This window comes from Algibacter pacificus, from assembly GCF_008033385.1.
In the GTDB taxonomy this organism is placed as follows: domain Bacteria; phylum Bacteroidota; class Bacteroidia; order Flavobacteriales; family Flavobacteriaceae; genus Algibacter; species Algibacter pacificus.
Genome location: NZ_VOGY01000003.1, coordinates 247,264 through 269,925, shown reverse-complemented (window position 1 = coordinate 269,925; position 22,662 = coordinate 247,264). Strand labels below are relative to the sequence as shown.

The window sequence follows — 22,662 nt, the reverse complement described above, 5'->3', positions numbered from 1 at the left end:
TTTGTTCACTTTAATGAATATTTAACATAAAAAAACCACTAAAACCAACCTTCTAATCTAACGAAGTGTACTTGCTTTTTACGACACTTTTTTTAAGAAAACAAACCATGATACGTTAGCATAAGCTAAATGTATTAAACAGCAAAAAAAACACTTTAAATAGTTTTTTATTTTTACTTTAAAGTTTCACTAAAATGCACCAATAATGCATTTATGTTTTTCTATTAGAAAGCCATAAAAGCAAAGAAGCCACCTATTAATTCTATGAATACCGAAGAATTTTTAAACTATTCCAAGACACGCTTAACTAATAAAAAAAGCCGACTGCTTAGTAGCAGTCGGCTTTTTTATATATTTTTTATTGCTATTATAGTGCAGATTTAAACTGCTCTAAAAAACGCACATCGTTTTCGCTTAACAATCTAATATCTCCAATTTGATGTAATAACATCGCAATTCTATCTATTCCAACACCAAAAGCAAAACCAGAATATTGGGTAGAATCTATTTTACAGTTTTCCAAAACATTTGGATCTACCATACCACACCCCCCAATTTCTAACCATCCGGTGCCTTTGGTAATTTTATAATCGGTTTCGGTTTCTAATCCCCAATACACATCAATCTCGGCACTTGGTTCCGTAAATGGAAAGTACGACGGACGCAAACGAATTTCACTTTTACCAAACATTTCGCTTGTAAAGTGTTGTAAAGTTTGTTTTAAATCGGCAAAACTCACGTCTTTATCAATATACAATCCTTCCAATTGGTGGAAAAAACAGTGCGAACGTGCCGAAATAGCTTCGTTTCTATACACACGGCCCGGAGAAATAGTTCTAATAGGCGGCTGGTTATTTTCCATATAGCGCACTTGTACCGAACTGGTGTGGGTACGCAACAAAATATCCGGATCGGTCTGAATAAAAAAGGTATCCTGCATATCGCGTGCCGGATGATATTCTGGCAAGTTTAATGCGGTAAAGTTATGCCAATCGTCTTCAATTTCTGGGCCTTCACTTACATTGAAACCAATGCGTGAAAAAATATCGATAATTTGATTTTTTACAATAGAAATAGGATGACGTGCACCAATTTGAATAGGCTCCCCAGGACGAGATAAATCGCCGTAAACACCTTGTTCTTCCTCGCTGTTTTCAAGTTCTGCTTTTAGAGCGTTTACTTTATCTTCAGCAGTTTTTTTAAGTTTGTTTATGGTTTGACCAAATTCTTTTTTCTGGTCGTTTGCCACATTTTTAAACTCTGCAAAAAAATCGTTTAGCAATCCTTTTTTACCTAAATATTTTATACGAAATGTCTCTACTTCTTCCTTAGATTGGGCTGTAAAAGCTTCGGCTTCGGCTATAAGTTCTTTTATTTTATCTATCATGACCTGTTCAAAATGTCCGCAAATTTAATGAATTTATCGAAATTTGCGTTAGGGATTATGCATTGGTTTTAATTTTTCATTAATGAAATCCTGAATGCAAAGCATTTGAGGTATTTGTTGAAGCTTTTTTTGTGTGATTACACCTATGCAACACAAAAAAAGCGACTGCCGAAATATTTATATTCAAGACTACTTTAATTTAAAATAATATGTTAGGAACAAAGTCCGACCCCAACTCCTGAACTTGTTTCGCGATAAAGATAACGCCCTAAAAAAACAAACTATGCCGATATTTTTAGAATAAATGGCGTTCTATTAAGTTTAAATAAAGCCTTTTGTGGTTTGTGTTTTAAGAAAATATTTTTCTGATTTTTCAAAAATATTATTGTTATTCGATAATTTTAGTATATTTATTATCGAATAACAATAATTTTATTATGACTAAGAATAGACTTTTAAACATCGCCACGGTACTTTGTAAATTTACCAAAGGCCTTTTTGTTTTAGCTTTTATAGGCTTAACCTTTCTTTTTATTCATATCCAAATACATCGGGATTACTATAAAGACAAGAAAGTAGATTTTGATACGAAAGATTTTACATATTCTATGACGCATAAAGTAAAAACTAAAACAGCCGATAACGCTATTTTTACGGTTGAAAACATAAAAACCTACTCGTTATACATTACTTATTTTCAATTAACAGGGCTATTAGCTGTCTTGTTTTTAGGTACCAAGGAATTTCAAAAAGTATTGGAATCTGTAAAAAAAGTAACGACTTTTGAAGCAGACAACGTAACAGCTTTTAGACGTATTGGCAAACTAATTTTTATTTACGCACTGTTAACTAGTTTTTCGATTTTAGAATTTAATGAAGGTGGTTTTCGAGGTTTTAGCATCCCTTTAAAACCTTTAATTTTAATTTTATTGGCCTTTATAATGGCTGAGGTTTTTAAAGAAGGTCATGCCTTAAAACAAGAAAACGATTTAACAATTTAAGCTATGTCGATTATTGTAAACTTAGATGCCGTACTTGTCAAACGTAACATGAAAAGCAAGGATTTAGCCGAAATTATTGGGATTACCACAGCCAATTTATCCATACTAAAATCGGGAAAAGCCAAAGCAGTTCGTTTTTCGACTTTGGAAGCCATTTGTAAAGCTTTGGATTGTCAGCCTGCGGATATTTTGGAATATGTTGAAGATTAAAATTGTATTTTTGAGAAACGTTGAATGCTAATTTTTTAATATGAAACTATACTTTCTTTTTATTTGTTTTTTAATTACAAGCTTATCTTTTGCTCAAAAAGGTGAAATTATAAAAACAGAAGACGGTCGCCGTGTATTGCTGAAAGCCGATTATACTTGGAAATACATTGATATGGAAACCCCAAATGCCACATCGATAATTGAAGAAAAAACAGAATCAATCGATGAAAACACCTGCCAATTAGACGCCAACTTTGAAGAGCCAAAATTGGATAGCAAAATTCAAGGAAAGTTAAAGCGTGGACACTCTACAATGGAGTACGTAAAGAAGAAAGTTGCCAAAGATAATAACTGCACCGTGGATGATGTTTTACTGATGTCGTTTAGCGAACAACTCAAAAAAGGCGTTTATCATTTTTGCGCCAATGGCACTAAAGTCACTTACAAACGCTTGGGAAATATGATTATAAAAGCATCTTCCCTTTTTTAAAATAAGCATTGTTCTGCTCCTCAAAACCTATAATCTTTTAAGGAGCAGTAGTTATATTAACTAAAATTAACCGTGTACTCGTCAACAATTTCAAGTTCGGTACGGAAACTCAGCATTTTATCTGCAAATTTTTTCATGCCTTCTATGCGTAATTTATCGGCATCTTCTCGATGAAAAGCATTTAAAGCTTCGCGAGAATGCGACCGGTATTGTACGGAATAGGTAACGCCACCCATCTCTTCTTCAACCAAAACTTTAGTTAACGTCGCTTTTTCAAATTTACCAGTAGCCAGCACTTTTGGGATATGTGCTTTAATCCAAATTAACCATTCGGCTTCAATAGATTCGTCAATGTTTGAAGTTACGTTGTATATAATCATAATATATTTTTAAATTTAATAGAAAACACTTGGCTTTTCGGTTGGCAAAATTCTAAAGATAATTAGGACTTAGCAAACCTTTTTTGCTTTTTCACCCGAGTTAGATTAATTGATGGTATCACCACGCAAGGCCCTATATTTTTTTCGAGCTTCAACAAAATAAATACTATCGGGATGATTAAATATAATCTGTTCGTAAAGTGCTTTTGCTTTTTCAGGCTGCTCCAATTGGTTGGCGTAGAGTTCAGCCAATTTATACAAAGCATTATCAATTAAAATGCCATCTCTATAATTTTCAATGATGCGGTTATAATTTGCTTCGGCTTTCTGGAATTCTTGTTTGCCTTCAAATAATTCGGCTTGTTTGTATAAAGCTTGTGGAATGATAGGTTCCGTTTTATGCTTATTTAGCACTTTATCCAATAAATCAATAGCTGCATCATTTTTATTCTGAAAAGCTAACAAATCGGCTTTGGCATATATTTTTAATGCCGTTTGCAGGGAATCTTCGTATTTATTATCACTTATTAATAATTTTAAATCCAACGCATCGTTTGCCGTAAGTTGCGAAGTTGAAGATTTTAAAATTTTAAGTTGCGATTCTGCCCATTTAAAATCGCCTTTATAATAACTGGTTTTTGCTACTTTAAATCGAGCAGTTTGAGAAATAGTACTGTTTTTTAAATTCCGCTGAATTTGAGTATAATAAATTAAGGCTTGATTGAATTTTTCTTGAAGCACTAAAATATCACCCAATTCTAATTTCACCTCCGCTTTTTGTTGCTCACTAAGCTGAAGTTCTAACGTTTTTTCTAAAAACGACGTTGCCTTTTGAGGTTCATCTAAATAAAAAGCTAAAAAATGAGCGTAAGCGATTTGAAGCCTTAAGGTTTGTGAAAAAACTCCAAATTGCTCAAACAACTCCAAATATTTAGACTGAATAGTTTTATAATTAGCCGCTGTACTTTCTTTAGTTTCTATTTGAAGCAAATAATAATGTGCCTGTAGTTGTACATCCAAATCTTGCGATTTTTCTATGATATATTCATAAATAGATTTCGCCGTTTCGTTATCATTTTCATTAATAGCAATTCCGGCTAAATCGATGATTCGGTTTAAGTTTTCGGGTTCTCGATTAAAAATAGCTTTCTCTTGCACAAAGGCTTTGTTAACTTCCTTTTGCTGAATAAACAACCAGCTTAACAGCTCGTTCCACAGTATATTAGGTGCTTGCTGTGCTTTTTTAAGTAAAATTTTTCGGAACAGTATATTGTTAGGGTTTGCGCTATTTTCACTGATAAAATCGTTGATATAACGCTTTACATTATTTACAATTAAAGGGTTAGTCTCGACGTAATTGATATAGTTTGTAAACATTTTTTCAATATTGCCTTGCTCTCCATAAAGCTGTGCCAATTGTAAATTGAAATTATATTTTGAGTCTAAAGCCATACTTTTTTGATAGGCTGCTATGGCTTCGTTTAATAAACTATGGTTTCTAAAACCTTGCCCTACGGGATACACATTGCTCAATCTTAAATCGATACTTTCAAGGGCTTTATCGTAGTACAACTTTGCGTTTACTGAATCCTTTTTAAGCTGATAATTATAGCCTAATTCTACTAAAAAACCAACAAAGTTAAATTTAGCCATCACCTTTAATAAAAAAGCTTCAGCTTCATCGTATTGCTCTAATTGCTGATGGGTTTCAACTATAGCATTAATGTAGTTTATATTTACTTCTGATTTTGCATATAGTTTTTCGTACTCGAATAAGGCCTTTTTAAAATCACCGTTTTTAAAATATTCTTTAGCAAGAATATCACTTTGCGCAAACAAGGTTGTGCTTAAAAACAGACTTAAAATTAAAAACATTCTCATGTGGTAAATATAACAAATGTCGGTTTTAGATTATGGTATGTTTAATTATTTTTTAAAACCGGCTAAAGCCTTGAGGAAACTATTAAAAACAAAAAAGTCCAACATTTCTGCTGGACTTTGTTTTGCTCCTTCTCTTGGGCTCGAACCAAGGACCCTCTGATTAACAGTCAGATGCTCTAACCAACTGAGCTAAGAAGGAGTGTATATTATATTTTTTAAGTTTTTGTGTTATTTTTAATAGTTCAAAAATAATACTTTTTCTTAAAATTTTCTATTCAAAAGAACTTAATTCGCTTTGCTTTTATCTTTAACTAACTCCCTAAGAAGTGGGTTATTTGGCTTAGCGGTTGCAAATATAAAACTTATTTTGAATGCCACAAACTTTTTTTAAAAAAATTTAATCAAAAAGTGCTTTATAAATATCATTACCGTTCGCAAACAGCACTAATGCTATTAAAAGAAAGAATCCAACCATTTGTGCATACTCCATAAATTTGTCGCCTGGCTTTCTTCCAGAAATCATTTCGTATAATAAAAACATCACATGTCCACCATCTAAAGCAGGAATAGGTAATAAGTTTAAAACCCCCAACATAATTGATAAAAAGGCTGTAATACCCCAAAATACTTGCCAGCTCCAAAAACTAGGGAATATATCGTAAATAGCTTTAAAGCCACCTACGCCTTTATATGCACCCGTACTTGGTGTAAAAATGGCTTTAAACTGTGTAATATACGAGGTGATTTTATCGCCTGTTTTTTCTAAACCTACAGGAATAGCTTCAAAAAAGCCATAGTCTTTAGTTTCAAACTTATAATAATTTAAAGCTTCCAATGTAGCAAATGTCGATTGTGGTGCATAAACTAAACCTAGCTTACTATCCGCACTAATACTTAAAGGTAACGTGGTTTCTTTTCCATCTCTAAGTACGATAGCCGTAACATTTTGTCCTTTAAATTTATCTAAACCTTCAATAACTTGATCGACATACTTGGTTTTATAATCGTTTAAGCCCACTATAATATCACCTTTTAAAAGTCCGCTATTTTTATTTGCAGACGAATCTGGTACTTCAACCACCACGAAAGGCATTCTTAAATTTATAAAACTTTTTTCTTTAGAGTCTATTAATTGTGCTAAAAAATCTTCAGGAAATGTAATGGTTTTCTGTTGGCCGTTGCGTTCAATGGTAATTTCTTTTCCAAACAGGACTTTCTCCGAAACTTCAGAATAGTTTTCAATTTTAGCCCCATCAACAGCAATAACATTATCACCAGTTAAAAGTCCTGCTTTATTGGCAACCGTACTTTCTACTAATAAACCATCTTGAATATTTTGAACAGGTAGAAATTTATCACCATAAAAATAACTCATTCCAATATAGATCACAATGGCTAAAACAAAGTTTACAGTAACACCACCAAGCATAATAATTAATCGTTGCCAAGCCGGTTTAGATCGAAATTCCCAAGGTTGCGGTTCTTTTTCCATTTGTTCGGTATCCATACTTTCGTCTATCATGCCAGAAATTTTCACATAACCACCAAGGGGCAACCAACCAATACCGTAAACGGTTTCGCCTATTTTCTTTTTAAATAAAGAAAACTTGACATCAAAAAATAAGTAAAATTTTTCTACTCGTGTTTTAAAAAGTTTTGCAGGTATAAAATGCCCTAATTCGTGTAAAATAATTAACAACGAAAGACTTAGCAAAAACTGCGATATTTTAATTACAAACTCCATATACTATTCAATCAATTTTTTAGAATCGCACAAAAGTAAGCTTTTAAACCAACTTTAAAAAGACAATTAAATAAAGCCAAAGGTTTTAACAGGAATTTAGGGTATCATGGCGGGGAGCAATTCTAAAATATCTTGTATTTTTGCATAAATTAATAAGTAATGGGTTCTATTTTTAAAGAATATAAGATTTTCTTCATTGTTTTCGGTGTACTTTCTGTAATTATTGTGAGTTTAATTTATAACACTTTAAATGTTTATCAGCCTTTACCTATTTACCAACCCGCTTCGGTAAGTGCCGAATTGGTTGACAGTACTCTTCAATACAAAAAAAAATATCATAAAATTGCCGATTTCGCATTATTGAATCAAAACGGAAAAACCATCACCCAAGAGGATTATAAAAATAAAATTTACGTGGCCGATTTCTTTTTTACCACCTGCCAAACCATTTGCCCGATTATGACAGACCACATGGTGAAAATTCAAAAAGAAATAATGAATGACGATGAAGTGATGCTATTGTCCCATTCCGTAACGCCTGAAATTGATACCGTAGCCCAACTAAAAAGCTATGCGATAAAAAAAGGAGTGAATGATAAAAAATGGAATTTAGTTACAGGTGATAAAAAAGAAATTTACGACTTGGCAAGAAAAAGCTATTTGGCAGTAAAAGACGCCGAATACGGAGGGCCTTTTGATATGGTACACACCGAAAATTTTATGCTTATTGATAAAAAACGTCAAATTCGCGGATTTTATGATGGAACCAAAGAAGACGATATCGATAGGTTGCTAAGTGATATCGCCATTTTAAAACAAGAGTAACGGAATCTAAAAAACTTAATATGACGCGATTTTTTATGCTGAAATAAAAGCGAAAATGTTAAACTTACCACAAAGCATACGACTACGGCAAACTATTTTCGCAATAAACTTTTATACTTCTAAACATTTATATTACTTTTGCTTCTTTAAAATCAATCTAAATAAGCTTGCAACACACTATAGCACATTTAAAACGTGGCGAACGCGCTGTTATCACCGATGTTTCGTCGAAAAACATTCCATTGAAATTATTAGAAATGGGCTGTTTGCCAGGGAATTTTGTGGAGCTCATTCAGCTTGCACCTTTTCAAGATCCCATGTATTTAAATATAAATGGTTCGCATGTGGCTATTAGAAAAGAAACGGCCTCGTATATTTTAATTGAAAAAATAACACATGAGTAAGCAAATAAACGTTGCCTTAATTGGAAATCCAAACACCGGTAAAACCTCTGTATTTAATGCCTTAACCGGTTTAAATCAAAAAGTTGGAAACTACCCAGGTATTACGGTAGAAAAAAAAGAAGGCGTTTGTAAATTACCTCGAGGCGTAAAGGCACATATTATTGATTTACCGGGAACCTATAGTTTAAATGCTTCTTCCCTAGATGAAAATGTAGTTATTGAATTGCTTTTAAATAAAAACGATAAAGATTACCCCGATGTTGCCGTTGTGGTTAGCGATGTTGAAAATTTAAAGCGAAATCTTTTAATTTTTACTCAAATTAAAGATTTAGAAATCCCCACTATTTTAGCCATCAACATGTCCGACAGAATGAAATACAAAGGTATTTCTTTGGATATTGACTACTTAGAAGAACAACTTCAAACCAAAATAGCATTAATAAGTACGCGTAAAAACGATGGTATCGATCGCTTAAAAGAACTTATAGCTAACTATAGAGATCTCTCTGTATCAGCTTGTTTAGACCCATCGGAAATTGATAAACCGTATTTTGATGCTTTAAGAAAAGCATTTCCAAACCAATTAATATACAAACTTTGGCTGGTAATTACCCAAGATGTAAATTTTGGAAAAACAGACCGAAAAGAAATAGACGCTATTGCCAGTTTTAAAACAAAAACTAGTGGCGATTTAAAACGATTACAGCAACGCGAAACCATAAAACGCTACCAGTTTATAAATAATGTTCTTAAAAAAGGAAAAACTATAGACGTTACGCAAGCCAAAGATTTGCGTGCCAAATTGGATAAAGTTCTAACCCATAAAGTTTGGGGTTATCTTATTTTCTTTTTCATTTTACTACTTATTTTTCAAGCTATTTACGATTGGTCCAGCGTGCCCATGGATTTTATAGACGAAACTTTTGCTGCCTTAAGCGAATGGGTAAAAAACACCTTGCCATCTGGGGCTTTTACTAATTTATTAGCTGAAGGTATCATTGCTGGGCTTGGCGGGATTGTTATTTTTATTCCTCAAATCGCTTTTTTATTCCTCTTTATTTCTGTGCTCGAAGAAAGTGGTTATATGAGTCGTGTAGTATTTTTAATGGATAATATTATGAAACGCTTTGGCCTTAGCGGAAAAAGCGTTGTACCCCTAATTTCTGGAACAGCTTGTGCCATTCCAGCTATTATGGCTACTAGAAATATAGAAAGCTGGAAAGAACGCTTAATTACTATTTTAGTGACACCGTTTACAACATGTTCGGCACGATTACCCGTGTATCTAATTATCATCTCGTTAGTCATTCCCGAAGGTCGTTTTTTAGGTTTAAGCTATCAAGCGCTAACTTTAATGCTATTGTATTTACTTGGTTTTGTGTCTGCAGTAGTTTCAGCATATATTTTAAATAAAATTCTTAAAATAAAGAGTAAGTCCTTTTTTGTGGTAGAAATGCCCAATTACAAGCTGCCACTTTTTAAAAATGTAGCCTTAACCGTAATCGAAAAAACTAAATCTTTTGTATTTGGTGCTGGTAAAATTATTTTAGCCATCTCCATTATACTTTGGTTTTTGGCGTCTTATGGACCGGGAGATAATTTTAATAAAGCTGAAGATATTGTTACAAAAGCAAATGTTTCTAATAATTTATCCGATGAAGCTTTACAACAAAAAATAGCATCGCATAAACTTAAACATTCTTTTATTGGTATTGCTGGACACGCCATTGAACCGGCTATTAGACCTTTAGGTTACGATTGGAAAATTGGTATCGCCATTGTAAGTAGTTTTGCTGCTCGTGAAGTTTTTGTTGGCACACTAGCAACCATCTACAGTGTTGGAAATGATGATGAAGACACTATTAAAAATAGAATGGCGAAAGAAACAAACCCTGTTTTAGGCGGACCTCTTTTCACTTTAGCATCAGGGATTTCACTACTTTTATTTTATGCATTCGCTATGCAATGTATGAGTACTTTAGCTATCGTAAAACGAGAAACAAACAGCTGGAAATGGCCAGTGTATCAACTAGTAATTATGACGGCAATTGCATATATTACGGCGTTAATAGCGTTTCAATTATTGAAATAAAAAACAAAAAAAATGAATACCATTATTCAAAATATACTCGTATTTACAACCATGGGTTTTGCCGTATTATTTTTGTTAAAAAAATATTTCGGGAAAAAACCCAAATCTAAAAAGGCATGTGGTGGCGATGATGGCTGCGGTTGCCATTAAAACACATTCACACAAAAAACAGCGCTTATTTTTTAGGAATATCTCTATATTTGGATAAACTAAATAAGCCATTCCATGCATTCAAAATTCAAGTACCTTTCCCTATTTTTAATTTTAACAAGTTTAATAGTAACAGCTCAAAAAAAATCAAAAACCATTTATTTACTGGATGAAGATTTAAGCCAGTTTGAAAAATGGCTAGGTGTTCCACACGAAACCGTTACCAATTTACCAGCAGGCACATACCAGTCCGATAACGTACACAAAGGAACCGCATTAGGACTAAACAATGACATTAAAGACGTGTTTACAGTTACTAATGAAAACGGTGAAATTATCTTAAATATTAGTGGTGAAATTCTAGGCTGTATCAGCACAAAAAAAGATTACGAAAATTATCACCTAAGCACACTGTTTAAATGGGGTGATAAAAAATGGGAACCAAGGTTAGAAGACAAACGCGATAGCGGCATCCTATACCACTGCTACGGTGAGCACGGTGCCTTCTGGAAAACATGGAAAACATCACTAGAATATCAAGTACAAGAAACCGATTTAGGAGATTTTATTCCTTTAGGCGGCGGAACAGCGCAGCCTAAACGAGGAAAACCAACTTCAGTAGTTAGAGGTGAATCTAAAAAATACAACCCAAATTCCGATGCCTATTTTGAAGCCAATACCTATATTAATGCCGGATCGGAACACGACGCGCCTCATGGCGAATGGAATCTTTTAGAAATTTATGTATTAGGAAATAATGCCGTACATGTAGTTAATGGCCATGTGGTTATGGTTGTTGAAAACGCAAAAAATGATAAAGGTGACATTTTAAACAAAGGACAAATCCAAATCCAATCGGAAGCTGCCGAATGCTATTATAAAGCACTCACCTTAACGCCTATTAAAAAATTCCCTAAACGCATTAGAAAACAAATTAAACTTCAATCTTAAGTTAAGTTTTAGATCATTATATTTTATCAATACCTCTAATTTCAATATTAATACCGTTTGAAATTGAGCCCTTTTCAGAATGAATTGAATGCTAATTAGCGCACTCAATTCATTCTGCTTTTTTATGGGTTTTCTCTACTAAACCCCAGTTCATCGCCATTCCGAATCCCTTAAAACACATACTACACACTTTATTTTTTAAATAAGAAACAGCTCATACTTAGCTCTGTTACGCAATAATGCGTGCAATTTTAATGATACAAAAATATTTTAAAACTATTTTTAGCCTTATCTAAAAATAGTTTTATATTTGTTGAAAAAATAAATAATGAGAACACTAATAACTGGAATATTAAGCGTGCTGAGTTTATACGTAAACGCACAAAGCATAACAGGAAAAACAACCACGGATGGCGACGCACTACCTTATGTCAATATTTACTTAAAAGGGACACAAAAAGGAGCCGTTTCTCTTGACGATGGTACCTTTAGCATTAAAAACGTAACCCCTGGAACTTATACCGTTATGGCTTCTTTTACGGGATATAAAACACAAAAGAAAACAGTAACCGTGTCATCAAAAGACATCGCTCTTAATTTCGATTTACCAGAATCTGAAATACTAGATGAAGTTGTGGTTACTGGAACATTAAAAGCAGTGTCACGCCTAGAAAGCCCTGTACCGGTTGAGGTATATTCCACCGAATTTTTAAAAAAGAATCCCACTCCAAATATTTTTGAAGCTTTACAGAATGTAAACGGCGTCCGCCCACAAATTAATTGTAATGTTTGCAACACTGGAGACATACATATTAACGGTTTAGAAGGTCCATACACACTAGTATTAATAGACGGTATGCCCATTGTAAGTGGTTTATCCACCGTTTATGGTTTATCCGGAATACCGAATTCTTTAATTGAACAAATTGAAATTGTTAAAGGCCCCGCTTCATCACTTTACGGAAGTGAAGCTGTTGGCGGACTTATCAATATCATTACTAAATTACCAGAACATGCCCCGCGATTATTTGTTGATAGTTACGCTACAGGCTGGGGAGAACTCAATCTAGATTTAGGTTTTAACACCAAAGTTGGAGACAAAGCCAATCTGCTTTTTGGTGTAAATTATTTTAATTATAATAATCCCATTGATAATAACGGTGATAATTTTACCGATTTAACACTTCAAAATAGAATCTCCATTTTTCAGAAATGGAATTTCAAAAGAAAAGAAAACAGGATTTTTTCTTTAGTTGGTCGGGTGTTTTATGAAGACCGTTGGGGTGGAGAAATGCAATGGGATTCTTCTTTTAGAGGCGGTGATGACATTTACGGAGAAAGCATATATACAAAGCGCGGGGAGTTTATAGGGAAATACCAACTCCCCATTAAAGAAAAAGTATTATTTCAATTTTCATATACCGATCACGACCAAAATTCAGTGTATGGGGACACCAAATATTTAGCCCAACAAAAAATAGGTTTCGGGCAATTCACTTGGGATAAACCTCTTAACAATCACGATTTACTTTTTGGAGCAGCCGCTCGATATAATTATTATAACGATAATACTCCAGCAACAACAACGGCTGACGAGGTTGTAATTCCATCCCTTTTTGCGCAAGACGAAATAACACTAAGCCCAAAACAAACCCTACTTTTAGGAGCTCGTTACGATTATGATAAAAGACACGGTAATATTTTCACACCCAGAATAGCATACAAATTTAAGCCCACTTCCGATGATATTTTTAGAATAAATGCCGGAACAGGTTTCCGTGTGGTTAATATTTTTACCGAAGAACATGCAGCGCTTACCGGTGCTCGAGATGTTATAATTACAGAAGCCTTAAAACCAGAACGTTCTTTTAACGTAAACGTGAATTATCTTAAAAAAATCTACACCAAATCGGGTGTTATTTTAGGTCTCGATGCCTCGGCATGGTACACCCATTTTTCAAACTTAATTACCCCAGATTACGACACCAATCCAAGTCAAATTATATACGACAATCTCGATGGAACTGCTGTAACAAAAGGACTAAGTTTAAACTTAGACGCTATGATAGCCAGTGGTGTTAAACTACTTATTGGCGGGACACTTCAAGATGTATCACAAACCGAAAATGATATAAAACAACGTCAAATACTTACCGAACGCTTTACAGGAACTTGGGCAGCAACCTACAAAATTTACAAATACAACCTATCGATAGATTACACCGGAAATATTTACGGTCCTATGCGATTACCATTATTAAGCGATTTGGATCCAAGAAGCGAATACTCTCCAACTTGGAGCATTCAAAACATACAATTTACTTATGATGGTATCAATAATTTAGAAATTTACGGAGGCGTTAAAAACCTTTTAAATTGGACACCGAATAAAGGTAACCCATTTATTATAGCACGAGCAAATGATCCTTTTGATGAAAATGTAAGCTTTGACAACGAAGGAAATGCTCAAGTTACAGAAAACAACCCATATGGATTAACCTTCGATCCTTCTTATGTTTATGCACCAAACCAAGGCATTCGCGCATTTTTAGGCTTACGATATTCTATTAAATAAACTTAAAGTGCATAGATTTATGTGCCTGACTGAAAAAGTCTGATTCGTGAAATTTTATGCAAAACAATCCTAAAAGAGTGTATTCGTGTTAATAGGTGTAATTCGTGGCTAAAAGAAATCATAATCACATCTCTTAAAATTCATTTGAATCCAAAAACAATTAATTCGAAATTTCAAATCGCCGTTTAATTTCATTTCCTAATTCATCAACCACGGTAATTATGTGCTTCCCAATTTTGGGGAGCACTGCCATTTCGTGAATATCTTTTGTGCTTCCAACATAGGTTTCATCAATATACCAAAACACGGTAGTTTCAGGTTTAGAGTGGGCAATTTTCAGAATTAATTCGTTTGTTTTTCCATCAAAACTTTTAGGAAGAAAAATACTGTTGTTTTCCTTCGGATAAATAAACTCAATAGACACATTATTTTGCATCAAACAACCTGCTCTAAATTTTGGTAACGGTTTGTAAAACGGATTTTTAGTTTTATAATAAAAGGCCATTAAAGGCGGCAATACAAACCAAGATTCATGCCTGATATTCGCTAAATCCTCACAAGAGGAATTCACTTGAACAGTTTCATTTTTATCCAAATGAATTAACAGATGATACGGACAAGGCTTCGTTTTTAAACCCGCGAGTTGAATGTATTTTTCCTCTACATCATCACAATTTGGCGACGCCCGGTGGCCACTTTGCTTACAAATTGTAACCGCTTGCATTTCATCAAAAGGTTTTAAAAACCAAGGACTATTGGGCAAGGCATCAAAAACATCGAACATAATAGGGGCAGCAGTTTGCACACCCACCAAACCTGGGCGCCCTTCGCCGTCGGCATTACCAACCCAAACACCAACCACATAATCTTTAGTGGCCCCAATAGCCCAAGCGTCACGAAAACCAAAACTCGTCCCCGTTTTCCAAGCTATTTGTTTAGAGCCGTCAAAAAACTCCCAACTCTCATCACTTTCAGGACGATTTACCTCTTTTAAACTTTCGAAAGTTAAATAAATAGAAGCCGCATCAAACAAGGTTTTATCGGCTGTTTTCTTTCCAAATTCAATCTTATCCGAAGCTAAAAAAGTAGGCTCACAAAATTCATTTGAAAAATAGGTGCTTGAATTTTCAGAAAAATGATTTAAGGTTGAAGACAGACCGGCATAACTTTTACATAAATCCCACAGATTACTTTCGGCACCGCCCAAAATAAGCGACAAACCGTAATGATTGGCATTATATTTTAAATCTTTCAATTTTAAAAACTTCAAATATTGATAAAACCGATCCAGGCCAAATTCTTGCAACATTCTAACGGCGGGCACATTTAGCGATCTGGATAATGCGCGACTTGCAAACACAGCGCCATCGTAAGTTTTATTATAATTTTCAGGGTTATAACTACCGTATTGTGTGGGCACATCGGCCACTAAAGTATTGGGAAGTAAATCGCCGGCATCCAACATAGCCGCATACAAAAATGGTTTTAAAACACTCCCTGTACTTCGTGGTTTATCGATAATATCAACATCTTTTTGGTGGGCTTTATCGGTTGGCGTATTCCCAACATAAGCCAAAACTTGGCGTGTTTTTACATCTAAAACCAAAACTGCCGCATTATAAATTTCATTTTGACTTAGCTTATTATAATGTGTGTTTACAATATAATTTACACGATTTTGTAACTTAACATCTACAGTAGTTTGCACATGTTTTCCGAACTGTTCCTGTGCCACTTTTTGTAATAAATGTGGTGCCGTTTGTGGTAATGGATACGGTTTTTGTGGTAATCCTTCTGCAATAGATAATTGATACGTTAAGGTATCTATAGTTCTATTTTCTAAGAGTTTTTTTAGTAATCTATTCCGTTTTTTTAATAATTGCTCTTGATTTTTCCCCGGATAAATTAAACTTGGCGCGTTGGGTAATACCGCTAAAGTGGCACTTTCTGCCCAAGAAAGCGCATTAGGGTTTCGATTAAAATAACGCCAAGATGCCGCATCGAGCCCCACAACATTTCCTCCAAAAGGCGCATGACTGGCGTAATAAGTTAGAATTTTATGTTTAGAAGCCGCTAATTCTAATCGCGTTGCCAGAATAATTTCAATAATTTTCTCGAAATACGTTCGCTTTTGCCCCTGCCGTGCTAAACGAATAACCTGTTGAGTAATGGTACTTCCACCACGTTTTATACCGCCGTTTTTTAAATTCGCTTTTAAAGCCTTAAAAATAGAAACGGGATTAAAACCCGGATGTTTATAGAAATATTCGTCTTCGAATTGAACGATACAAGTTTTAAATTTATTGGGAACAGAATCATTATACGGAAACCGCCATTGCCCATCTTTTGCAATTTGAGCTCCCAATAATGTGTTGTTGGAACTTGTAATTACCGTTGCGGTTGGATCTTTAAAGAGGGGGTTGGGCAGACAAAAGTAATAAGCTATAATCACGACTGAAATTATAACCGTTTTAATTTTATTTCGCTTTATATAATTGACTAGTCTTGCCACTTAATAGGTATTACAATAGGTGATTTTAAGAAATGATCTTATCAATTTAATGACCTTTAACGCTTTAAAAAATCATATTCCCGCTCTACTTTACAAATTCTTACATGGTACCAACTATACCAATCTGCCGTGCCTTTATGCTGAGCCTGTAAATGTTCACTTTGCTGTTTCCAGTTTTTTATGGCGTCCAAATTTTCCCAATAGCTTACTGTAATACCAACAACCTCTCTTGCGCTCTCTATTCCAATAAAACCTTGTTGTTGTTTGGCCAAATCTTCCATTTTGCAAGCCATTTCCGAATAACCTTCCACATTTTCACTTAAGGTTGAAGTAAAAATTACAGCATAATAAGGTTTAAAATCCTTCATAATTTATAGTTTTATTCGTTTCACACAAGAAAAAGAATTTGTTTTCTAATCCGATTAAAAATAGTTCTAATAATACTTATAACATAACTTTTGTTTCCAAAACAAAAAAATGCCTTTAGCAAAGATAAATTTACTAAAGGCATTTTTTTAAGGCTAACAACCTAAATGGCTATTAATTCTCGTTTAAAAGTTTTGAAAGCTCATCTAATTTTGGTGTTAAAATCACCTCAATTCGACGGTTTTTTGCTCTGCCTTCTGCCGTTTCGTTTGAGGCTACAGGAGCATATTCACCACGACCCGCAGCGGTTAAGTTTTCAGCATTTATATCAGCATTTTCACGTAAAATATTCACGATAGATGTGGCACGTTTTGTAGATAAATCCCAGTTACTTGTTAAAACACCGTTTCCTTTATAAGGCACGTTATCTGTGTGTCCTTCAATTAAAACTGCAATATCTGGATTATCACCAAGTACTGCGCCTAATTGCTTTACAGCACGTCGACCTTCCGAACCAACAGCCCAACTACCCGAGCTAAATAACAGTTTGTTTTCCATAGACACATATACCTTTCCATCACGTTGTTCTACCGTTAAACCTTTCCCTTCAAAATCAGTTAACGCTTTAGAAATAGCGTCTTTTAAAGTGGTCATGGCAGCATCTTTAGCAGCGATGACACTTTCTAATTCCGCAACACGATTAGAACGCTCTTCTAGTTCCGATTTCAGTTTTTCTAAACGCGCATTCTCTGCAGATAACGCTTGTTCTTTCGCTTCCAATTGCGCTAATAATTCTCTGTTTTTTTGAGAATTAGCAGCTATAGAAGCCGAGCTATTTTTCTCTAAAGCATCATACGAATTCTTTAAATTATCGTAATTCGATTTTGTAGAATCATAATCCGATTGTAATTGATCGCGCTGCGCAACAGCCTCATCATAAGCCGATTTAAGTTGTTTTAACTCATTTTCGGCTATTGTTTTTTGCTGTAAAAGTATATCGTTTGCATCGGTAACCTTTCTATTTTCCTTTTTTAGTTCGGCGTACTTCGCTTCTAATTCTTTGTAAACTTTAGGAGATACACAGCTGGTTAAAACTACCAGTGTTAATAACGTGAGTGCGGTTTTTTTAATCATTTTTTATAAAATTCTAATTTTTGTTCTTTAACTAATGTTCTATTTCTACTAAAATGGGGCAATGATCGCTATGTACGGCTTCGGTAAGTATAACGGCTCTTTTTATGTTTTCTTGTAGCGGTTGCGAAACTAAGGCATAATCTAAACGCCAACCTTTATTATTGGCACGCGAATTAGCACGGTAACTCCACCAACTAAAGGTTTGTTTTTCTGGGTGCAAATAGCGAAAAGAATCTATAAAACCACTATCAATAAAATTCCCCAACCACTCACGTTCTTCGGGTAAAAAACCAGAAACACCTTTCATTTTAGGGTTATGGATATCTATTTCTTCGTGACAAATATTATAATCGCCACAAATTACAAGATTCGGGATGTCTTTTTTTAAATTGTTTATATAGTCTTGAAACAGATCCATGTATTCAAATTTATGATTCAATCGAGCACTATTTGTTCCCGAAGGTAAATATAAGCTCATTACAGAAACGCCATCGAAATCTGCTCTAATATTTCGACCTTCGAAGTCCATGGACTCAATTCCTGTGCCAAACTCAACATGATTTGGCTTTATTTTGCTTAAAATAGCAACCCCACTATAGCCTTTTTTTTGCGCGCTATACCAATAGTTATAAATGTATCCAGCGTCCTCAAAAACCTCTAAATCCAATTGCTCTTTCATCGCCTTGGTTTCTTGCAAACAAATCACATCTGGATTTGCACTTTTTAACCAACCTATAAAATCTTTCTTTAATGCCGCACGGATGCCGTTTACGTTATATGATATTATTTTCATGCTTCTTATTTACCCAATCTAAATTATTGGAAATAGTTTTTATTATGTTCTTATTTTCAAAAGATTAAGATTGGCAGTAGAACGGATTTGTTAGCCAACAAATCTAATTTCAACAAAAATAAATAATACGCTACTTTTACACTATGTTTACGGCAAGAGTTTTTACGAAGCTATCAACAAAATATTTTAAAGTTTTAGGAGTTTAAGTGTCTGAATGAAGTTTTACATAAGCATAATGATGGTTTTAACAGGTTTTTGCATGTTTTCGCAAGAGCAAACTTCATTATATAAAACTAAAAAAGTTGCCCTAAAGCAAACTATACAAATTGATAGTGTGAGTATTAATTCTAGTTTTTTCTCGATAAGACAAACAGATAGCACAGGTATAGATTCTAGTTTTTACAGCGTAGATTTCCCAAAAGCCTTACTCACTTTTAAAAAACCGATAGACACGGACTCTATTATTATCAGTTATTTAAAATTTCCAGATTTTTTAACGAAAACCTACCGACAGTTAGATGAACATATTATTGTAAAAAACAGCGATAACCTGAATAGATTATACCAATTATCGCAACCAAATACAGAAAAAGAAACAATTCCTTTTGATGGTTTAACCACTTCGGGAAGCATTTCGCGTGGTGTCACTATTGGGAACAATCAAAATTCGGTTTTAAACAGCGAATTAGATCTTCAAATTACAGGAAAATTAAATAATAAAGTCTCTTTACGAGCCTCCATCCAAGATGCGAATATTCCGTTACAGGAAAGTGGTTATAGCCAACGTTTGGACGAATTCGATCAAGTTTTTATAGAATTATTCACCAACGATTGGAATATTAGAGCGGGTGATATTGATTTAACAAATACCGATTCTTATTTTTCGAGTTTTTCTAAACGCGTGCAAGGTTTAAATTTTAATTTGAAACTGGGCGATGACAGTGCTAAAACCAATGTATTTGCTGCCGGTGCACTTGTTCGAGGTCAGTTTACAACCAGTCAATTTACCGCCCAAGAAGGTAACCAAGGGCCGTATAAATTACAAGGGTCCAATGGCGAATTATTCGTACTTATTGTTTCTGGGAGTGAAACTGTATATGTGAATGGCACAGCCATAAAACGTGGAGAAGATCAAGATTATATTATTGATTATAATGCTGGTGAAATTATTTTTAACTCTACATTCCCTATGACTTCCGAAATGCGAATTACCGTAGATTATCAATTTAGTGATAGAAATTATTCGCGTTTTGTTGCTTATGGCGGTGGCAGATTTGAAAGTGAAAAATTAAAAATTGGAGTTTCGGTGTATTCTGAAAATGATGCAAAAAATCAACCCTTACAGCAAAACTTATCGGAAGAACAAGTGCAAATTTTAGCCGATGCAGGAGATGATCAATCGTTAATGGTAGCGCCATCGAGCGTACAAGAAACTTTAAACGAGAACCGAATTTTATATAAAAAAGAGCTTATTGATGGCGCTGAAGTTTTTGTGTTTTCTAATAATGAAGCCGATGAGTTGTACCGGGTAACATTCTCTCAGGTTGGGGACAATTTGGGCGATTATATATTAAGCAGCAGCAATGCCATTAATAATATTTACGAATATGCTGGTGTTTTAAAGGGTAATTACGCACCAATAACTCAGTTAATAGCGCCCACTAAATTACAATTAGCAGTTGTAAATGGTGCTTATACCCCTTCGGAAAAAACAAATATTAATTTTGAATTGGCTGGCAGTAAAAACGATTTGAATTTATTTTCTAATGCAGACGACGACAATAATGATGGCTTTGCAGGAAAACTACATATTGAACAGCAACTGATAAAAACGGATAGCCTTTGGAATTTAAACGCCCTATTCGATTCGGATTATGTTAGTTCAAATTTTAGAAATATTGAAGGGCTTTACAACCCCGAATTTAATCGGGATTGGAATTTAGACTTAACCAATCTCTATGGTATTGGCGGAAATTTAGGAGACCAAGTCTTAGTAAACTCAGGTTTTAGTGTATTTCATCCGGAAAAAGGACAGTTTAATTATCAATTTGAACATTTAAATTTTTCCGAAGGATTTAATGGAAATCGCCACGTAGCCTATGCCGAATTGGTTTTTAATAAACTTAGATTGTCTTCGACTTCTAGTTTTTTAAATACAGATTCTAATAATGATACTTCTACTTTTTTACGGTCGTACAACAAAATATCTTATAGTTTAAAATCGAGTTGGGTGGGTGCCAAATTAGCCCTTGAAGACAACCAACAAACTGACATAGCCACGCAACAATTAACCGATTTAAGCCAGAGACATAAATCATACGAGGTATTTTTTGGAATAGGAGATAGCACACAAGTTTTTGCCCAAATAGGTTACAAAAATCGTGTAAATGATAGTATTAGAAATAACGCATTGCAAAAAGTAAATACCTCGAACACTTTTTATTTAGATTCGAAATTGGTTCAAAATAAAAAAACCACATTATCGTTATTTGCTAATTATCGTACTTTAAAAAATGAAGATATTGGTATTGAAGACGAACAATCATTGAATTCTCGGTTACAATTCAATCAAAAATTATTTAAAAACCTCATCCTTTGGAACACTATTTTTGAAACCAATTCGGGCACTTTACCTCAACAAGATTTCACTTACGTGGAAGTAGAATCAGGCCAGGGCACATACACTTGGGTGGATTATAATAATAATGGTATACAGGAGCTTAATGAGTTTGAAGTAGCACAATTTCAAGATCAAGGAAAATATGTTCGGGTATTATTGCCAAATCAAGTTTATATTAAAACGCACCAAAATCGTTTAAGTCAAACCTTAATTATTAACCCTTCAAAATGGACGGTTTCTGAAAATAAAACTGAAAAATTCTGGTCGAATTTCTATAATCAAACCGCGTATTTAATTGATAGAAAAACGAAGCGCGAGGGAAATAAATTCAATTTAAATCCTTTTAAAAAAAATCCAGATGATCAATTAGGTTTACAACTTAATTTTAGAAATGTGCTGTTCTTTAATCGCGGCAAACAGCATTACACCACATCGTACACTTTTTTAGATAATACTACGCGAAGTGTTTTATCTATTGGTTATATTGAGGGTCACATTACAAGTCATCAATTTAATTTCAACCATAAAATATCGGGAAATTGGCTCATAAATATGCTTTCTACTTTTGAAAACAATGAAAGTGAGAGTGAGAATTATTCTAGTAGAAATTACAATTTTGAAGAAACCCGATTCAACCCAAAATTATCCTATTTATTCAATGATAATTCTAGCTTCGATATCTTTTATCAATATGAAGATAAAACAAACACCATAGGCAATTTTGAAGCTTTACATCAGCAAAAATACGGCGCCTCGTTTACATTAAACAATAAAGATAAAGGGGCTTTAAATGGCGAGTTTAATTTTTTATCTAATACGTTTAACGGTTCTACAAATACGCCGGTAGCGTACCAAATGCTTGAAGGTTTACAACCTGGAAAAAACTTTACTTGGACACTGCTTGCGCAGAAAAAACTAACGAATTTCTTAGATTTAAACTTTAGTTATTTTGGTAGAAAATCGGAAACGAGTAAAACTATTCATACGGGTTCTTTTCAACTAAAAGCTTATTTTTAGTAATTTAAAAGCCTCTTCAACAAGCTCAAACTGACAATTCTTTAGAGTAATTTCAAAATAGAGTTAAACATTACTATTTATCGTAATAAAATAGTATCACTCCGCATTAAAACACCAATCTTTATTAAAA

At 34.0% G+C, this 22,662-nt stretch carries 18 protein-coding genes and 1 tRNA gene; 10 read left to right on the top strand and 9 right to left on the bottom strand.

Annotated features, from left to right (window positions below):
* Positions 1 to 367: 367 nt before the first annotated feature.
* Entirely contained in the window at positions 368 to 1,387 is a 1,020-nt protein-coding gene (gene pheS / locus FQU21_RS06405) for a phenylalanine--tRNA ligase subunit alpha (protein WP_147677169.1), read from the bottom strand.
* Between the two features lie 437 nt (positions 1,388 to 1,824).
* Between pheS and FQU21_RS06400 the strand changes: the two genes are divergently transcribed.
* Genes FQU21_RS06400 through FQU21_RS06390 form a run of 3 tightly spaced genes read left to right on the top strand, consistent with a single transcriptional unit; the run spans position 1,825 to position 3,088 of the window.
* Complete coding sequence (locus FQU21_RS06400; RefSeq protein ID WP_147677168.1) at positions 1,825 to 2,388, top strand: DUF2975 domain-containing protein; 564 nt, start codon at positions 1,825 to 1,827, stop codon at positions 2,386 to 2,388.
* A gap of 3 nt (positions 2,389 to 2,391) precedes the next feature.
* Positions 2,392 to 2,598 (top strand): helix-turn-helix domain-containing protein, encoded by a 207-nt coding sequence (locus FQU21_RS06395; protein WP_147677167.1) that lies wholly within the window; start codon positions 2,392 to 2,394, stop codon positions 2,596 to 2,598.
* Positions 2,599 to 2,638: 40 nt separating this feature from the next.
* Positions 2,639 to 3,088 (top strand): DUF3157 family protein, encoded by a 450-nt coding sequence (locus tag FQU21_RS06390; protein WP_147677166.1) that lies wholly within the window; start codon positions 2,639 to 2,641, stop codon positions 3,086 to 3,088.
* Positions 3,089 to 3,144: 56 nt separating this feature from the next.
* On the opposite strand, the gene FQU21_RS06385 is transcribed toward FQU21_RS06390, so the two are convergent.
* From FQU21_RS06385 to rseP, 4 genes are all read right to left on the bottom strand, one after another.
* On the bottom strand, positions 3,145 to 3,468 hold the full coding sequence (locus FQU21_RS06385) for a DUF4286 family protein (RefSeq protein WP_147677165.1): 324 nt from the start codon (positions 3,466 to 3,468) through the stop codon (positions 3,145 to 3,147).
* Positions 3,469 to 3,573: 105 nt separating this feature from the next.
* Entirely contained in the window at positions 3,574 to 5,349 is a 1,776-nt protein-coding gene (locus FQU21_RS06380) for a tetratricopeptide repeat protein (protein ID WP_147677164.1), read from the bottom strand.
* A gap of 125 nt (positions 5,350 to 5,474) precedes the next feature.
* Positions 5,475 to 5,548, bottom strand: a tRNA-Asn gene (locus tag FQU21_RS06375).
* A gap of 198 nt (positions 5,549 to 5,746) precedes the next feature.
* On the bottom strand, positions 5,747 to 7,093 hold the full coding sequence (rseP, locus tag FQU21_RS06370; RefSeq protein WP_147677163.1) for an RIP metalloprotease RseP: 1,347 nt from the start codon (positions 7,091 to 7,093) through the stop codon (positions 5,747 to 5,749).
* A gap of 159 nt (positions 7,094 to 7,252) precedes the next feature.
* Between rseP and FQU21_RS06365 the strand changes: the two genes are divergently transcribed.
* From FQU21_RS06365 to FQU21_RS06340, 6 genes are all read left to right on the top strand, one after another.
* Positions 7,253 to 7,918, top strand: coding sequence for an SCO family protein (locus tag FQU21_RS06365; protein WP_147677162.1), 666 nt, complete (start codon positions 7,253 to 7,255; stop codon positions 7,916 to 7,918).
* 167 nt (positions 7,919 to 8,085) lie between these two features.
* On the top strand, positions 8,086 to 8,322 hold the full coding sequence (locus FQU21_RS06360) for a FeoA family protein (protein WP_147677161.1): 237 nt from the start codon (positions 8,086 to 8,088) through the stop codon (positions 8,320 to 8,322).
* Positions 8,315 to 10,414, top strand: a complete 2,100-nt coding sequence (gene feoB / locus FQU21_RS06355) for a ferrous iron transport protein B (protein WP_147677160.1) — start codon at positions 8,315 to 8,317, stop codon at positions 10,412 to 10,414. Before FQU21_RS06360 ends, feoB begins: the two co-directional genes overlap by 8 nt.
* 12 nt (positions 10,415 to 10,426) lie before the next feature.
* The gene (locus FQU21_RS06350) at positions 10,427 to 10,564 is read left to right on the top strand and encodes a FeoB-associated Cys-rich membrane protein (protein WP_147677159.1); all 138 of its coding nucleotides are present in this window, start codon (positions 10,427 to 10,429) and stop codon (positions 10,562 to 10,564) included.
* Between the two features lie 75 nt (positions 10,565 to 10,639).
* Positions 10,640 to 11,515: a 3-keto-alpha-glucoside-1,2-lyase-like domain-containing protein gene (locus FQU21_RS06345; RefSeq protein WP_147677158.1), complete on the top strand. Its 876-nt coding sequence runs from the start codon at positions 10,640 to 10,642 to the stop codon at positions 11,513 to 11,515.
* 328 nt (positions 11,516 to 11,843) lie between these two features.
* Complete coding sequence (locus FQU21_RS06340) at positions 11,844 to 14,090, top strand: TonB-dependent receptor (RefSeq protein WP_147677157.1); 2,247 nt, start codon at positions 11,844 to 11,846, stop codon at positions 14,088 to 14,090.
* A 160-nt stretch (positions 14,091 to 14,250) separates the two neighbouring features.
* Here the strand turns inward: FQU21_RS06340 and pbpC are convergent, their stop codons facing one another.
* The 4 genes from pbpC to FQU21_RS06320 form a co-directional block, all read right to left on the bottom strand.
* Positions 14,251 to 16,602: a penicillin-binding protein 1C gene (pbpC, locus tag FQU21_RS06335; RefSeq protein WP_147677156.1), complete on the bottom strand. Its 2,352-nt coding sequence runs from the start codon at positions 16,600 to 16,602 to the stop codon at positions 14,251 to 14,253.
* Positions 16,603 to 16,658: 56 nt separating this feature from the next.
* The gene (locus FQU21_RS06330; protein ID WP_147677155.1) at positions 16,659 to 16,970 is read right to left on the bottom strand and encodes an antibiotic biosynthesis monooxygenase family protein; all 312 of its coding nucleotides are present in this window, start codon (positions 16,968 to 16,970) and stop codon (positions 16,659 to 16,661) included.
* 172 nt (positions 16,971 to 17,142) lie between these two features.
* Positions 17,143 to 18,102 carry an OmpA family protein gene (locus tag FQU21_RS06325; protein ID WP_147677154.1) on the bottom strand — a complete coding sequence of 320 codons (960 nt, stop codon included), beginning with the start codon at positions 18,100 to 18,102 and terminating at the stop codon, positions 17,143 to 17,145.
* Positions 18,103 to 18,133: 31 nt separating this feature from the next.
* On the bottom strand, positions 18,134 to 18,895 hold the full coding sequence (locus FQU21_RS06320; protein WP_147677153.1) for an exodeoxyribonuclease III: 762 nt from the start codon (positions 18,893 to 18,895) through the stop codon (positions 18,134 to 18,136).
* 214 nt (positions 18,896 to 19,109) lie between these two features.
* Between FQU21_RS06320 and FQU21_RS06315 the strand changes: the two genes are divergently transcribed.
* Complete coding sequence (locus FQU21_RS06315) at positions 19,110 to 22,532, top strand: hypothetical protein (RefSeq protein ID WP_147677152.1); 3,423 nt, start codon at positions 19,110 to 19,112, stop codon at positions 22,530 to 22,532.
* Positions 22,533 to 22,662: the final 130 nt, after the last annotated feature.

Excerpts from the sequence above, each read along its gene's own strand:
- pheS (WP_147677169.1), bottom strand. The coding sequence starts at position 1,387 with ATGATAGATAAAATAAAAGAACTTATAGCCGAAGCCGAAGCTTTTACA.
- FQU21_RS06400 (WP_147677168.1), top strand. The coding sequence starts at position 1,825 with ATGACTAAGAATAGACTTTTAAACATCGCCACGGTACTTTGTAAATTT.
- FQU21_RS06395 (WP_147677167.1), top strand. The coding sequence starts at position 2,392 with ATGTCGATTATTGTAAACTTAGATGCCGTACTTGTCAAACGTAACATG.
- FQU21_RS06390 (WP_147677166.1), top strand. The coding sequence starts at position 2,639 with ATGAAACTATACTTTCTTTTTATTTGTTTTTTAATTACAAGCTTATCT.
- FQU21_RS06385 (WP_147677165.1), bottom strand. The coding sequence starts at position 3,468 with ATGATTATATACAACGTAACTTCAAACATTGACGAATCTATTGAAGCC.
- FQU21_RS06380 (WP_147677164.1), bottom strand. The coding sequence starts at position 5,349 with ATGAGAATGTTTTTAATTTTAAGTCTGTTTTTAAGCACAACCTTGTTT.
- rseP (WP_147677163.1), bottom strand. The coding sequence starts at position 7,093 with ATGGAGTTTGTAATTAAAATATCGCAGTTTTTGCTAAGTCTTTCGTTG.
- FQU21_RS06365 (WP_147677162.1), top strand. The coding sequence starts at position 7,253 with ATGGGTTCTATTTTTAAAGAATATAAGATTTTCTTCATTGTTTTCGGT.
- feoB (WP_147677160.1), top strand. The coding sequence starts at position 8,315 with ATGAGTAAGCAAATAAACGTTGCCTTAATTGGAAATCCAAACACCGGT.
- FQU21_RS06350 (WP_147677159.1), top strand. The coding sequence starts at position 10,427 with ATGAATACCATTATTCAAAATATACTCGTATTTACAACCATGGGTTTT.
- FQU21_RS06345 (WP_147677158.1), top strand. The coding sequence starts at position 10,640 with ATGCATTCAAAATTCAAGTACCTTTCCCTATTTTTAATTTTAACAAGT.
- FQU21_RS06340 (WP_147677157.1), top strand. The coding sequence starts at position 11,844 with ATGAGAACACTAATAACTGGAATATTAAGCGTGCTGAGTTTATACGTA.
- FQU21_RS06330 (WP_147677155.1), bottom strand. The coding sequence starts at position 16,970 with ATGAAGGATTTTAAACCTTATTATGCTGTAATTTTTACTTCAACCTTA.
- FQU21_RS06325 (WP_147677154.1), bottom strand. The coding sequence starts at position 18,102 with ATGATTAAAAAAACCGCACTCACGTTATTAACACTGGTAGTTTTAACC.
- FQU21_RS06320 (WP_147677153.1), bottom strand. The coding sequence starts at position 18,895 with ATGAAAATAATATCATATAACGTAAACGGCATCCGTGCGGCATTAAAG.
- FQU21_RS06315 (WP_147677152.1), top strand. The coding sequence starts at position 19,110 with ATGAAGTTTTACATAAGCATAATGATGGTTTTAACAGGTTTTTGCATG.